General features: G+C 60.5%; 8 protein-coding genes and 1 tRNA gene. 6 read left to right on the top strand and 3 right to left on the bottom strand.

Translation table 11 applies throughout. From position 1 onward, the window contains the following. The first annotated feature begins 121 nt into the window (after positions 1 to 121). The 3 genes from FB472_RS03485 to FB472_RS03475 all read left to right on the top strand — a co-directional run bounded on the left by FB472_RS03485 (position 122) and on the right by FB472_RS03475 (position 4,336). Complete coding sequence (locus tag FB472_RS03485; protein WP_246078060.1) at positions 122 to 1,174, top strand: YlbL family protein; 1,053 nt, start codon at positions 122 to 124, stop codon at positions 1,172 to 1,174. A gap of 109 nt (positions 1,175 to 1,283) precedes the next feature. After that, positions 1,284 to 4,172, top strand: coding sequence for a UPF0182 family membrane protein (locus tag FB472_RS03480; RefSeq protein ID WP_215730374.1), 2,889 nt, complete (start codon positions 1,284 to 1,286; stop codon positions 4,170 to 4,172). Between the two features lie 90 nt (positions 4,173 to 4,262). Continuing rightward, positions 4,263 to 4,336: transfer RNA gene (locus FB472_RS03475), tRNA-Met, on the top strand. A 105-nt stretch (positions 4,337 to 4,441) separates the two neighbouring features. Here the strand turns inward: FB472_RS03475 and FB472_RS03470 are convergent. Further along, positions 4,442 to 6,280, bottom strand: a complete 1,839-nt coding sequence (locus FB472_RS03470) for a threonine/serine exporter family protein (protein WP_141989670.1) — start codon at positions 6,278 to 6,280, stop codon at positions 4,442 to 4,444. Positions 6,281 to 6,438: 158 nt separating this feature from the next. On the opposite strand from FB472_RS03470, the gene nadE reads away from it, so the two are divergent. Continuing rightward, positions 6,439 to 7,263, top strand: coding sequence for an ammonia-dependent NAD(+) synthetase (gene nadE, locus FB472_RS03465; RefSeq protein WP_141989669.1), 825 nt, complete (start codon positions 6,439 to 6,441; stop codon positions 7,261 to 7,263). On the opposite strand, the gene FB472_RS03460 is transcribed toward nadE, so the two are convergent. Beyond that, positions 7,260 to 9,434 carry a S9 family peptidase gene (locus tag FB472_RS03460; protein WP_141989668.1) on the bottom strand — a complete coding sequence of 725 codons (2,175 nt, stop codon included), beginning with the start codon at positions 9,432 to 9,434 and terminating at the stop codon, positions 7,260 to 7,262. The genes nadE and FB472_RS03460 overlap by 4 nt on opposite strands. A gap of 92 nt (positions 9,435 to 9,526) precedes the next feature. Here FB472_RS03460 and FB472_RS03455 point away from each other — a divergent pair, with 92 nt between their 5' ends. Then, positions 9,527 to 10,387, top strand: a complete 861-nt coding sequence (locus FB472_RS03455) for a sulfurtransferase (RefSeq protein ID WP_141989667.1) — start codon at positions 9,527 to 9,529, stop codon at positions 10,385 to 10,387. Here FB472_RS03455 and FB472_RS03450 read toward each other — a convergent pair. Next, positions 10,384 to 11,880, bottom strand: coding sequence for an APC family permease (locus FB472_RS03450; protein WP_141989666.1), 1,497 nt, complete (start codon positions 11,878 to 11,880; stop codon positions 10,384 to 10,386). The two genes, FB472_RS03455 and FB472_RS03450, sit on opposite strands and share 4 nt — an antisense overlap. Before the next feature lie 141 nt (positions 11,881 to 12,021). Between FB472_RS03450 and FB472_RS03445 the strand changes: the two genes are divergently transcribed. Next, entirely contained in the window at positions 12,022 to 12,831 is an 810-nt protein-coding gene (locus FB472_RS03445) for an acetoacetate decarboxylase family protein (protein WP_141989665.1), read from the top strand. The last annotated feature ends 5 nt before the right edge of the window (positions 12,832 to 12,836 follow it).

Genomic DNA, 12,836 nt, shown 5'->3' with positions numbered 1-12,836 from the left:
TAGGCTAGGAACCCTTACCGTGCGCCTGTGGCGAACACCGCTTCCACCCTGTAAGGATTTAGTGGCCCTCTTTACTGACAATCGTCCCGAACCTTCGTCTTGGCGCGCCCGAAGCGGTTGGGTGGGATGGCTGATTCTCAGTGTTGCGCTCGTCGGTACGCTGTTGGCAACGCTCGTTCCGTCGCCTTACATCGTCGAGCAACCGGGTCCCGTCTACGACACTCTGGGTGACGTGGAGATCGACGGCGATCTTGTGCCGCTCATCCAGATCCCGGTGGAGACGACCTATCCCACCAAGGGCGCGCTCGACATGCTGACCGTGAATGTGCAGGGAAACCCTGAATCGCCCTTGAGCTGGTTCGAGGTTGGCGCTGCTTTCTTTGATCCCAGTCGCGCAATCGTTCCGGTCGAAGCTGTCTTTCCTCCCGGTGTGACGATCGAAGATTCGACCGAGGCTGGTCGCATCCAGATGGAAAGCTCACAGCAAGAAGCAATTGCCGCGGCGCTGTCTAATTTGGAGTACGAGTTTGACGCCACTCTCACGGTTGCCGAGACGAGTTCGGGTGGCCCTTCGGATGGCGTGCTGCAAGCGGGCGACATCATCCGTTCCGTCAATGACGAAACTTTCGGCGACGTGGCAGGTCTTCGTGACGAGATTGCCGACAACGGCACGACCACTGCCGCCATCGTCATTTTTGAACGTGAGGGCGAAGAGCAGACCGCCGAGATTACTCCCACGATGTCTGAGGGTGATGACCCGATAGCGATCATTGGTGTCGTCGTCGGCAGCGCATACAACTTCCCCGTCGATGTCAAAATTCAGCTGGAAAATGTGGGTGGTCCGAGCGCCGGCATGATGTTCGCTCTCGGCATCATCGACAGGCTCACGCCCGGTGCCATCAACGGCGGAGAAGTGGTTGCGGGAACGGGAACGATTACCGCGACCGGAGACGTCGGACCCATTGGCGGAATCCAGCAAAAAATGTACGGTGCTAGCAACGCCGGCGTCGACTTCTTTTTTGCGCCCATAGAAAACTGTGATGAGGTCACGGGCAACATTCCCGACGACCTCACCGTCTACGCAATCGACGACCTCAACGATGCCCTCGTTGCGCTTGCTAGCATCCGTGCTGGCCTGAGTGGCGCGGGGCTTCCGTCGTGTGAATCGAGTTGATCGCCGTTATTTGAGCGCTGACGCGCGACGCTGAGAGCGATTATCAGCTTCTCGCCCATAAAAGACCTTTAAGATATCGCTAGGCCCCCAATTTCAGGAGCAAGGTACAGTGTCGAGCCAAACCAAATCAGCCCCGCCGAACAAAACGAGAACCGCGTTTACGATTACGGCGATAATTCTTGCCGTAATCGTCGTTGCCTTCTTCTTGTTCTCCAACCTCTATGCAGATGTCCTCTGGTTCAGTCAGGTCGGCTATCTGGAGGTCCTTACCACCCAATGGATCGCGAATGTCGTGATGTTCGCCATCGGCTTTGTTGCCATGGCGGTTCCGGTGGGCATCAGTCTGCTGGTCGCTTTCCGGGCCCGCCCCATCTACGCCAAGCTCAATGCCCAGCTGGAGGGCTACCAGCAGGTGGTCGAGCCGTTGCGCAAAGTGGCCATGGTTGGCATCCCGGTGCTGTTGGGAATCTTTGGCGGTGTTTCCGCAGCAAGTGCCTGGCCCGTTGCTTTGCAGTGGCTCAACCGCACCGCATTCGGTCGTGTCGACCCGCAGTTTGGGTTCGACATTGGGTTCTATTTCTATGAACTTCCGTTCTATCACTCGATCGTTGGCTTCGCTTCGGCAGTGTTGATTGTCTCCTTTGTGGGGGCCCTCGCGACAAGTTACCTCTACGGTGCGCTGAGCGTTCAGGGCCGCGAGGTGCGAATTTCGCGGTCGGCACGCGTGCAGCTTGCCATTACGGCGGGGCTTTTCTTTGCACTCCAGGCGGTAAGCATCTGGCTCGACCAGTACACGACGTTGTACTCGGCCAGCCAGGGCTTCCTCCAGACCGGTGCCAGTTACACCGAGGCAAACGCCACCATTCCTGGCCGCGCAATCCTCGCTGGAATCGCGGCGATCGTGGCGATCCTCTTTATCGTGACCGCGATCATCGGCCGCTGGCGTCTGCCGATCATCGGCACAGCGCTGCTACTCATCAGTGGCCTTGTCGTCGGAAACCTCTACCCGTGGGTTGTGCAGCGCTTCCAGGTAGACCCCAACGCCCGTACCTTCGAGTCTGCATATATCGATCGGAGCATCGACGCGACACGAGATGCCTACGGCGTAGCCGACATTCAAGAGGTTCCCTATAGCGCCACAACGGATGCCGAATCGGGTGCGTTGCGTGAAGACGCGGCCACGACAGCGAACATTCGTATTCTCGATCCCGCGATCGCCCCACAGGCGTTTGCGCAGCTCCAACAGTTCAGGCAGTACTACCAGTTTGATAACCACCTGGACGTTGACCGCTATAAAATCGATGGCGAAATTCAGGACACGGTGATCGCCGCCCGTGAGCTCAACCTGTCAGGTTTGGGCGAGTCTCAGTCGTGGTACAACAACACCGTTGTTTATACGCACGGTTATGGCGTGGTGGCGGCCTTTGGTAACCAGCGTTCGCCCGATGGGGAGCCAGTGTTCTTGCAGTCGGGGATTCCGAGCTCAGGAGCGCTGGGTGAGTTCGAGCCTCGGATTTACTTCGGTGAGAAGTCACCTGAGTACTCGATTGTCGGCGCCCCTGAAGGCGCGAAACCCATTGAGCTTGATTTTCCGGCCGGTGGCGAAGAGGGTGACCAGAACGCAACCACAACGTTCGCGGGTGATGGCGGGCCACTGCTTGACAACCTGTTCAAGAAGCTTGTGTATGCGATCAAGTTCCAGTCAGAGCAGATCTTCCTCTCGTCAGATGTCACAAGCGAGTCGCAGATTTTGTATGACCGCGAGCCAATCGAGCGAGTCAAGAAAGTTGCGCCGTACCTCACGGTTGACAGCGACGTATACCCCGCAATTGTCGATGGCCGTACGGTCTGGATCGTTGACGGGTACACCACGGGGGCAAACTACCCGTACTCGCAGGTCGAGCAACTCTCGAGCGCGATTGCCGATACCTACACGCCGGCGCCGCAGTTCGCGCTCGACGACATCAACTACATCCGCAACTCAGTTAAAGCGACCGTCGATGCATATGACGGTTCGGTGACACTGTATGCGTGGGATGACGAGGACCCCGTTCTTGAAACGTGGAACAAAGTCTTCCCGAATACGTTGGTGTCGCAGGACGAGATGAGCGTTGAACTGCTTGATCACGTGCGGTACCCCGCAGATCTGTTCAAGATGCAGCGTCAAATCTTGGGTTCGTACCACGTGACCGATTCAGCCTCGTTCTATTCGAGTGACGACCAGTGGGTTAGCCCCGAAGACCCGGTGTCGACTACGGGATCAACTCAACCACCGTATTACTTGACGATGCAGGTGCCGGGAACAGAGAGCCCTGCTTTCACGCTGTACTCGACATTTATTCCCCAGGGAACCGATGACGCCAGTCGAAGCGTTCTCACGGGCTACCTGGCGGCGAACTCGGATGCTGGCCCCGACTACGGCAAACTGACGCTGCTCAACCTGCCGAAGGAGGACACGGTTCCTGGACCGGGTCAGGTGCAAAACAGCTTCAACACTGACACGAACGTAGCTAACCAGTTGGCGTTGTTGCAGCGCGGTGATACTGAGGTCAGACTCGGTAACCTCCTCACGCTGCCCGTCGGTGGTGGTCTGCTGTATGTGCAGCCCGTTTATGTTCAGTCCACCAGCGGTACGCAGTACCCGCTCTTGCGCAAGGTGCTTGTTGCGTTCGGTGATCAGATCGCCTTTGAGGACACCCTCGACGGAGCTCTCGATGTGCTGTTCGAAGGCGATTCGGGCGCTGAGGCTGGTGACGGAGACGTTCCCGAGACGGATCCTCTCGTTCCGGTCGATCCAGAGGCACCCGTAGACCCTGAGGCACCCGCTGACCCGGGCACCACCGGCGACAACGCGGTTGTTGACCAGGCCCTTGCCGACTACAGGACGGCACTGGCTGACCGTCAGGCTGCCTACGCTGCCAACGATCTGGTAGCAGCGGCAGAAGCGGATGACCGTATGGTTGCCGCAATCCAGCGGGCAATTGAAGCGAGCGAATAGTACGTTCTGACTCGGCGGGCCGCAGCACGTAGTGCGCCCGCTGAGTCAGGTTTTCGTGGCTCGAACCCTGTGTTAGTGTTGTTTACACGCCGCGGGGTGGAGCAGTTCGGTAGCTCGCTGGGCTCATAACCCAGAGGTCGCAGGTTCAAATCCTGTCCCCGCAACGAAAAGACGTCTCAGACATCGCAACTGAAATCCTTCTCCCTCGGGAGGGGGATTTTGTTGTTTCCGGCCGAAACACATGCACGCGCTGGGCGGTATCTCAGGGACTATCCAACCCCGTCGGGCGCTGAGTCTCGCCGCGGCTCCGAAACCGGGACCGGAAGCGGTTCGAGGAAGTCAAAAAGTTTCGGCAGCCGACGATCACGAAGTGAACTGGACGCGGCGAGCCCGATCAGCACACCGAGGGCAATAGCGATCATGGTGCCGAGCGCTGTCACGAGGGTTCCCCCGGCCCCGGAGTCGCCGCCGAGCACTTCGGTGACCCCAACGAGACCCAGTGCTCCGGGCACGAGAATCCAAAACGCGGGCAAGAAACTTACTATTGCGGGCGGGCCGTTTCGGTGTCGAGCGACGACCACCGCCACCGGGGTCATCGCGATCGCACCGATCAGGGCAGAAAGCACTCCACCAAACAGCACATCCCCAATAACTTGAGCGCCATACGCAACATAGAGCACGAGCAGAATCCACGGAATGGATGCTGGTCTCGCGCACTGATAAATGGTGATGCCGACGCCGAACAGCGCTACGGCGATCCAGGGGGCGAGGGGGCCTAACGGCTCGCTAGCTACGTCGAGTTCGACCCGGGGTACCCCTACGAGGGCACTGGCGGAAAGTATGCCGACGGCGAGCAGCAACAGACGCATTGCGCCCGCCGCAGCTCGTGCGGAACCGGACATGATATGGCCGGTTGCGAGTTCGATCACTGCGGTCGTCAGCAGCCCTCCCGGTAGCAGAATCACGAGCGGGGCAACTAACGATGGCAACACTCCGGGGTCACTGGCCGCCCGTGCGACGAGCAGCACGATTACGGAGGAACCGAGCGCTGCCGCGACAATCACCAGCGCGTTGTAGCTGGGCGCCAATCGTTCACCGAGTAACAGCAGCGTGCCGACACCGGCGCCGAGGATTGCGGCGACAAGGATTCCCAACCAGGATGCGCCCAAGAGCACGGCGATTGCGCCCGAGGTGAGAGCGTAGCCAAGCACTCGGGGACCGCTGGTGAATGGGGCGGCCAGTCCGCCTACCTTGGCGAGCTGGCGCGTGACCCAAGCGCTCGATCCGGCGCGAAGCCGCCCCACTTTGACGACGCGATCGATTACATCGACCTGATACAGCAGGTACGATCGCCGTCCGGCCGACACCGCTCTCGTGAGGGTGGTGCTTTCGTCGTTAAGCGATACGAAGAGGGCGGTGGGAAACACAACCACTTCGGCGGACGGGTACCCGTTAGCGGCAGCAATATCCTGCACGGCAGAGCGCACCATGCTCACGGGGTAGCCACTGTCGATCATGGCCGCACCGGTATCGGCCATCGAATCGAGCACCACGGCGGCAGCTGTCGCGCTCGTTGTCGCGGGCACTGCAGCAGAAGCGGTCGACGCGGCGTTTGGGCGTCGACGGAGCATCAGCCACAGCACGATCAGGCTGGCCGCCAACACCGAGATGGCGATCACTAGCGTCGTCAGTGAAACCTTTGACGTGGCAAAGCTCGGCGGCACAGCTGGCAGCGGTGTCACTTCGCCGGTGTCTTGCTCGACCGGCGTTTCGCTGGGCACTGGGGTTGGGGTTGGCACCGGACTCGGGATGACCGTCTCAGTCGGGGTCGGAGTTTGCGTCGGGCTTGGAGTTGGGGTCAGCGTCGGTGTTGGCGAGACAGTGGGGACAGGTTCCGGCGTCGACACTTCCGCCGGATTTAACGCCCCGGGCGGTAGAGGCTCGGGAGCCGCGGGATCATCTACCGCCATCACAATTGCGTGGGCGGGCGACGAGGTTGCGGGCGACAATGTTGCGGCTGCAGGCGCCGCAAACGTGAGCACTCCCGCGGTGCAGACAGCAAGAATGAGCATCTGCGCGCTCAGGTGGCGCATCGCAACTCTCTTCATCACCCGTCTTCTTTCTGTGGTGTCCCGATCTATGGCGTACCGAACTATCGCGTACCGATGTCACTGAAAACGTACGCGGAATTGTGGGGAACAGCGAATACCGCGGTGTGAAGAATGTGAATAATCCTAATTCAGGGTGTGCGGGTTAGATTTGAGGTATGACTTCGTTACAGGCGCGCATCATTTATGACTTGAATACCCAGCCCTCGATTGACGCTGCCGAGCAGGTCCGCATGCGCATCGATTTTCTTAAGAAGTACCTCACGGCATCTCGCGCCGCGGGTCTCGTGCTGGGCATCAGCGGTGGTCAAGATTCGTCGCTTGCCGGGCGGCTCTGCCAGTTGGCGGTTGCCGAGTTGCGTGCTGAGGGCACTGCGGCCCAGTTCGTTGCGGTACGACTTCCTTACGGTGTGCAGCACGACGAGGATGATGCGCAGGTGGCACTCGACTTTATTGAGGCTGACCGGGAGGTGACCTTCAACATCCAACGTGCCGTTGATGGCATTGTGGCGGAATTTGCGGACGCCATGGCTGAGCCAATCTCGGACTTCGTGAAGGGCAATGCCAAGGCTCGTGAGCGCATGGTGGCACAGTATGCGATTGCCGGGCAGCTCGGCTACCTCGTTGTGGGAACTGATCACGCTGCCGAAGCGGTCACCGGTTTTTTCACCAAGTTTGGTGACGGCGGTGCTGACGTGCTGCCGCTAACAGCTCTCACGAAGCGTCAGGGCAAGCAGCTGCTCAAACACCTGGGCGCACCCGAGCGGCTCTATAACAAGGTGCCGACGGCCGATTTGCTGGATGGAACGCCGGGTCAGGCTGATGAAGCTAATCTCGGGGTCACCTACGACCACATCGATGACTACCTCGAGGGGCGCGAAGTCCCTGAAAAAGTTGCTGTGCAAATCGAGACCAAGTACCTCAACACTCGCCACAAGCGCACCGTGCCGGTGTCAATGTTTGACGAGTGGTGGACCGACTAGAGCGAGCTCGCTGATCCGCGCACGGCATCGATTGTCCACGCGTAGGTGAAGGCCCGTTCACGCCACGCGCTGTAGCGACCAGAGACACCGCCGTGGCCGGCCGCCATCTCGGTCTTGAGGAGAGCATCCGCCCCCACTTCGCGCAGTCGTGCCACCCATTTCGCTGGCTCGACGTAGAGCACGCGAGTGTCATTCAGTGAGGTCACGGCGAGAATGGGCGGGTAGTGGGTGTCGTGCACATTCTCGAATGGTGAGTACGACTTCATGTAGTAGTAGACCTCCTCATTGTGGAGGGGGTCGCCCCACTCATCCCACTCGATGACGGTCAGCGGCAGCGAAGGGTCGAGGATCGACGTGAGCGGGTCAACGAACGGCACCACCGCGAGGATGCCCGAGAACAGTTGAGGGGCCAGGTTGGCCACGGCGCCCATCAGTAGTCCGCCTGCGCTGCCGCCCTCGGCAACGAGTCGGTTGCTCGACGTGGCATCGATATCGATGAGGTGTCTGGCGCACTCCACAAAGTCGGTGAAGGTGTTGCGCTTGTGCAGCTTCTTGCCGCCCTCGTACCAGGTGCGACCCAGTTCGCCACCCCCGCGCACATGGGCAACCGCAAAAATCATGCCACGGTCGAGCAGGCTCAGCCGGCCAACAGCAAAGCCAGGGTCGATGCTGATCTCATATGAGCCATAACCGTAAAGCAGAGTCGGCGCGGGTGTACCCGGCTCAACAAGATCGTTGCGGTAGACGAGAGAGATCGGCACGCGGGTGCCATCGGAGGCTGTGGCCCACTCCCGACGCTGGGTGTACAGCGCCGGATCAAAGCGGCCGAGCACCGGCTGCTGTTTGCGCAGGATTAGTTCGCTGTCATCCACCAGATAGTCGTAGACGATGGTCGGTGTGACAAAGCTTCCATAGCTGAGGCGGATGCTGGGCTGGTTCCAATCCGGATTCGAACTGAGCCCCACCGTGAAGAGTTCGTCGTCGAACTGCAGCTCGTGCGGAGTGTCTTCGTAGCGGCCACCATGCTTCGGAACCATCGCCACTGCCACCCGCGTAAGCCCCTCGCGGCGGTACTCGATCGCCACAAAATCGCGGAATGCATCGACGCTCTCGAGCCGCACGGCCTCATTGTGCGGAAGGATGATACGGCGCTCGCCGAGCGCATCATCGGCCGCGACGCTCACCAGCTCAAAATTGATGGCGTTTTTGTTGTGCACGATCAGCAGGCGATCTTGCGTGCCGACAATCACATGCTCGACGTCGTACTCGACTCCCACTTCGCGCGGCCAGACGACCTCGAATTCGCCCGTTGGGGTGCTCGTGTCGAGCAAGCGCGTTTCACTGGTCAGGCGCGAACCGGCCTCAATTGCCAAGTATTTGCCGCTGCGCGAGCGACCAACGTCCACCCAGAAACTCTCGTCGGGTTCATGAAAAACCTGAACCGCGGATGCCGTTGCAGTGCCGAGCTCGTGACGCCAGACGGTGTCGGGGCGCCACGCTTCATCGACCGTCGTGGAGAAGACGTAGCGGCCAGTGGCATCCAGCAGCGCACCCGCGGCGGTGCCGGAGATCTCATCGGGAAGGTCATCGGCAGAGCTGAAGCGCGTGATCGTGGTGGTGGTCGTGTCGCTCGTATCAGTGGCAGTGCCCAGTTGCCGAACACGAAGGGTGTAGCGTTCGTCGCCTTCGATATCGACGCCGTAGAGCAGTAGGGTTCCGTCGTCACTCAGCGAGAACGTGCCGAGGCTATAGAAGTCGTTTCCCTCGGCTTCGGCGTTATCGTCGAGCAGGATTTGTTCGCCGGGCAGCTGGTGGGCTGCAGACTCTGCGATCGTGGGGGGAGTCCAGTCATTGGCATCCGCCACGGGCACACGGCAGTGGATCGAGTATTGCTTGCCCTCTTCGGTGCGATTGAAATACCACCACTGGCCGCGGCGCACCGGAACGCTCAGGTCGGTCTCCTGGGTGCGTGCTTTAATCTCTTCGAAAATCTGCTCCTGCAACACACTGAGGTGGCCCGTGCGCGCCGCGGTGTAGGCGTTCTCGGCATGGAGGTGCGCGAGGGTGTCGGGGTGCTCTTTGTCACGCATCCACTCGTAGTTGTCGATGAAGTGGTCGCCGTGGTGTAGGCGTTCGGTGGGAACCTTTGCGGCTTCAGGGGGGGTGAGCATGACTTCAGCGTAGGCCGAATATCTGCGCTCTGCGTGCTCGAACACCCGTCGCAGCTGCAATCATGGAGCTACCCCTCTGATCGGAGCCTCGGATGCCCCACCCCCTTGTTGCCGCAAACGAGCTTGCTGCGCTGCTCAGTGCTGCCGCTAGTGGGTCGGCGCCCGTGCGGGTTCTCGATGTGCGCTGGAGTCTGGGCGGACCGGCAGGACTCCCGCTATACGAAGCAGGCCATATTCCCGGTGCCGTGTATGTCGATCTCGACACTGAACTTGCTCGCCACGGTGAACCGCAGGAGGGCCGCCATCCGCTGCCTCACGCCGACGACTTTCAGAAGGCTGCCCGTGGATGGGGCCTGAACGACGGCGATATCGTTGTGGTCTACGACGACTGGAATAGTCTCGCTGCTGGCCGGGCGTGGTGGTTGCTGCGCTACATGGGGGTCGCTGACGTGCGGGTGCTTGACGGCGCACTGCCCACATGGGCCGCGGCCGGGCATCCACTCGCCACCGGAACCGACGATATGACGAACGCAACACCGGGAACCATCACGCTGAGCGCTGGCCACGAGCCACTACTGAGTGCTGACGATGCTGCCGCCCTGCCACAGAGCGGTGTACTGCTGGATGCCCGTGCAGGCGAGCGGTACCGCGGCGAAACCGAGCCGATCGACCCTCGCGCCGGCCACATCCCCGGGGCAGTCAGCGCGCCCACCGCCGGTAATCTGGGTAGCACCGGTCGCTTTCTCGACGCCGAGACACTGCGTGAACGGTACGAGGCGCTCGGCGTGAGTGCCGATCGGGCAGTGGGTGTGTACTGCGGTTCGGGCATCACGGCGGCACACGATGCGCTGGCGCTGACGATCGCGGGCTTTCGGCCGGCGCTGTTCCCTGGCTCATGGTCGGCGTGGGCGAACCAGCCTGAACGCCCGGTCGCGACCGGCCCTACGCCTTAGGAAATAACGTCCTGCAGCAGGTCTTCGTTAGTCTTCTTGCGGGTCAGTGACACCACGAAGCCGATCACGAGAACGATGAATGGCGAGAGCACAAGGAACCAGCCGAAGGCGTTGAGCCCGAATGCGGTCACTGTGGGGTCGACTCCCGCAGCGAGCGTGAGCTCGCCGGCGAGCAGACCAAACCGTGACATCAGCAGGTACTCGGCGAGCACCAGGCCGATGAAGGCCAGCACGGGAGCGATCAGTGTGACGAACACGTTTTCGGTGCCCTTGTTTTGCAGGAAGAAGCGGATGACGGCAATACACACGAGCGCTTCAATCAGTACGATCGCAACGACGGCGAGGCCGCTGAACCAGAAGAACATGTTGCCGATGGGGTCGAGCTGGAACGCGGCGAATAGGATCATCACAATGCCGGTAATGATCGACACGATTGCGGATGCGCGGCCGGGAGCTCCGCGACCATTCACGGTTCCCGCCGAGCTCGAAATCACACCACCTCGTCCGAGGGCGAACAGGTAGCGACTTGCCGCATTCTGGAACGCGAGGAGGCCGGCGAACAGGCTCGACAGCACGAGGATGCTCATGACTGTTGCGAGCCAGGGGCCGACGTAGTCACTGGCGAGTGAGAAGAGCACACCTGCCGGGTTTTCGAGGCCGTCGGAGCGAGCGAGTGTTTCTTCTATGACGTTTGATGCGCCCATGCCGGTGACGAGTGCGAATGCGGTGACGGCGAAGAGCACCGTGATGACACCAACAGCGAGATACGTTGCGCGCGGTACGGCACGCTTCGGATTCTTGCTTTCTTCTCCATAGATTGCGGTCGCTTCAAAGCCGATAAACGAGGCGAAAGCGAAAGCGAAGGCGATTCCGGCGGAACCGGCAAGGCCGCCGGCAAGAATGAGGTCGGGCGAGAACGAGGCACCCCAGTTGAGGCCCTCTGGGCCACCATCGATGAGGATAGCGATTGCGCCGATCACAAGCACGGTGAGTTCTGCAAGCATCAGCACACCGAGTAGTTTGGCGCCGACGTCGACGCGCAGCAGAGACAGTGCGGTTACGGCGAGCCAGGCCAGAAGCGTCCAGCCCCACCAGGGGAGCACGCCGACTTGTGCCTCCATGAGGCCACCAAAGAATCCATAGATCGCGAGCTGGATCGTGAGGTAGGCGAGCACCGAAACGAACGATGCGGCGATTCCAGCGTTGCGTCCGAGTCCACGGCCAATGTAGGCGAAGAAAGCACCAGTGTTAGTGACGCGCTGGCTCATTGCGGCATAGCCGACGCTGAACAGCAGCAGGATTATGCCGGCGAAGAGGTAGGCGCCGGGGGCGGCCGCTCCGTTACCGAGCACGATTGCGACGGGAACTGCGCCCGTCATTCCGACCAGGGGTGCTGCTGCTGCCACAACAAAGAAGACGATTCCGATTACACCGAGGCGCCCTTTGCGCAGGGTTCGATCGGAGCTTTCCTGGGATTTTTGGTCAAGCGCCATAGTGAAACTCCTCATTGAGTTCTGTCCAAGTCATCCGTATCCGAACGAGTTGGATACCACCATGGCGAAGAGACACCCTCTACGTCAAGCGATTACAGATATTCATTTGGATACGAACTGTTTTGGGCTACACTCTGGCGCATGACCGAACTCAAAGGATTTCTCCCGCCCCTCACTCCGCAAGGGTCGAGTTCGCTCGTGCCTGAGATGCCCTGGTACTACTCGGGAACGCTGCTCACTGTCGAGTATCTGACCGATCCAGCCAACGTACGTGCGATTCTTCCCGCCGATATCGATCTTGCCCCGGAACAGCCCGGCGCTGTTGCCATCGTCTGGGCTGACTGGCAGTCCTGCAGCACCGGTGGTCTGGAACTCCTCGATCCTGTGCGCGCCCAGTACCTTGAGGCGTTCATGGTTGTGCGCTGCTCGTTCAAGGGCACCGTATACAGCCGCTGCGTCGCCATCTGGGTGAACAAAGACTTCGCGATCGGCCGTGGTTGGTTCCAGGGTTACCCCAAGAAGCTCGGCAACATTGCTGTCACGCGGGTGTTTAGCGCGGGCAAGGCGACGCCCAAGCTCGAGAACGGCGGGCAGTTTGGTGCGTCCATCGCGGCCTACGATCACCGTCTCGCCTCCGCAGTCGTCACGCTGCGCGAGCCCGCCGAGAGCAACGGTTTCGTTAACGGACACAAGATGCTGCACAGCCGTTTCATGCCATCCATCAGCAAGGATGCCGGCATGTCACTCGACCAGCTCATCACGATGGGCGGCACTGACGTTGAGGTTGGCGAAACCTGGAAGGGTGATGCAGAACTGCACCTGGGCGACTCCCAGTGGGACGAACTGCACTCGATTCTGCCCGTTGACGAGATACTCGGGGGCTACTACCGGGAAATCGGTGTCACCTTCAACGGTGGCGACCTCGTAGAAGACCGCTCACGCGCGATCTAAACCCT

The organism is Rhodoglobus vestalii (assembly GCF_006788895.1).
GTDB classification, from domain to species: domain Bacteria; phylum Actinomycetota; class Actinomycetes; order Actinomycetales; family Microbacteriaceae; genus Rhodoglobus; species Rhodoglobus vestalii.
The sequence above is the reverse complement of the archived record's forward strand: the minus strand, read 5'-3'. Positions and strand labels throughout refer to the sequence as shown.

Bases quoted from the DNA above. Each gene is read 5' to 3' on its own strand.
- FB472_RS03470 (WP_141989670.1), bottom strand. From the start codon at position 6,280: ATGAAGAGAGTTGCGATGCGCCACCTGAGCGCGCAGATGCTCATTCTT.
- nadE (WP_141989669.1), top strand. From the start codon at position 6,439: ATGACTTCGTTACAGGCGCGCATCATTTATGACTTGAATACCCAGCCC.
- FB472_RS03460 (WP_141989668.1), bottom strand. From the start codon at position 9,434: ATGCTCACCCCCCCTGAAGCCGCAAAGGTTCCCACCGAACGCCTACAC.
- FB472_RS03455 (WP_141989667.1), top strand. From the start codon at position 9,527: ATGCCCCACCCCCTTGTTGCCGCAAACGAGCTTGCTGCGCTGCTCAGT.
- FB472_RS03450 (WP_141989666.1), bottom strand. From the start codon at position 11,880: ATGGCGCTTGACCAAAAATCCCAGGAAAGCTCCGATCGAACCCTGCGC.
- FB472_RS03445 (WP_141989665.1), top strand. From the start codon at position 12,022: ATGACCGAACTCAAAGGATTTCTCCCGCCCCTCACTCCGCAAGGGTCG.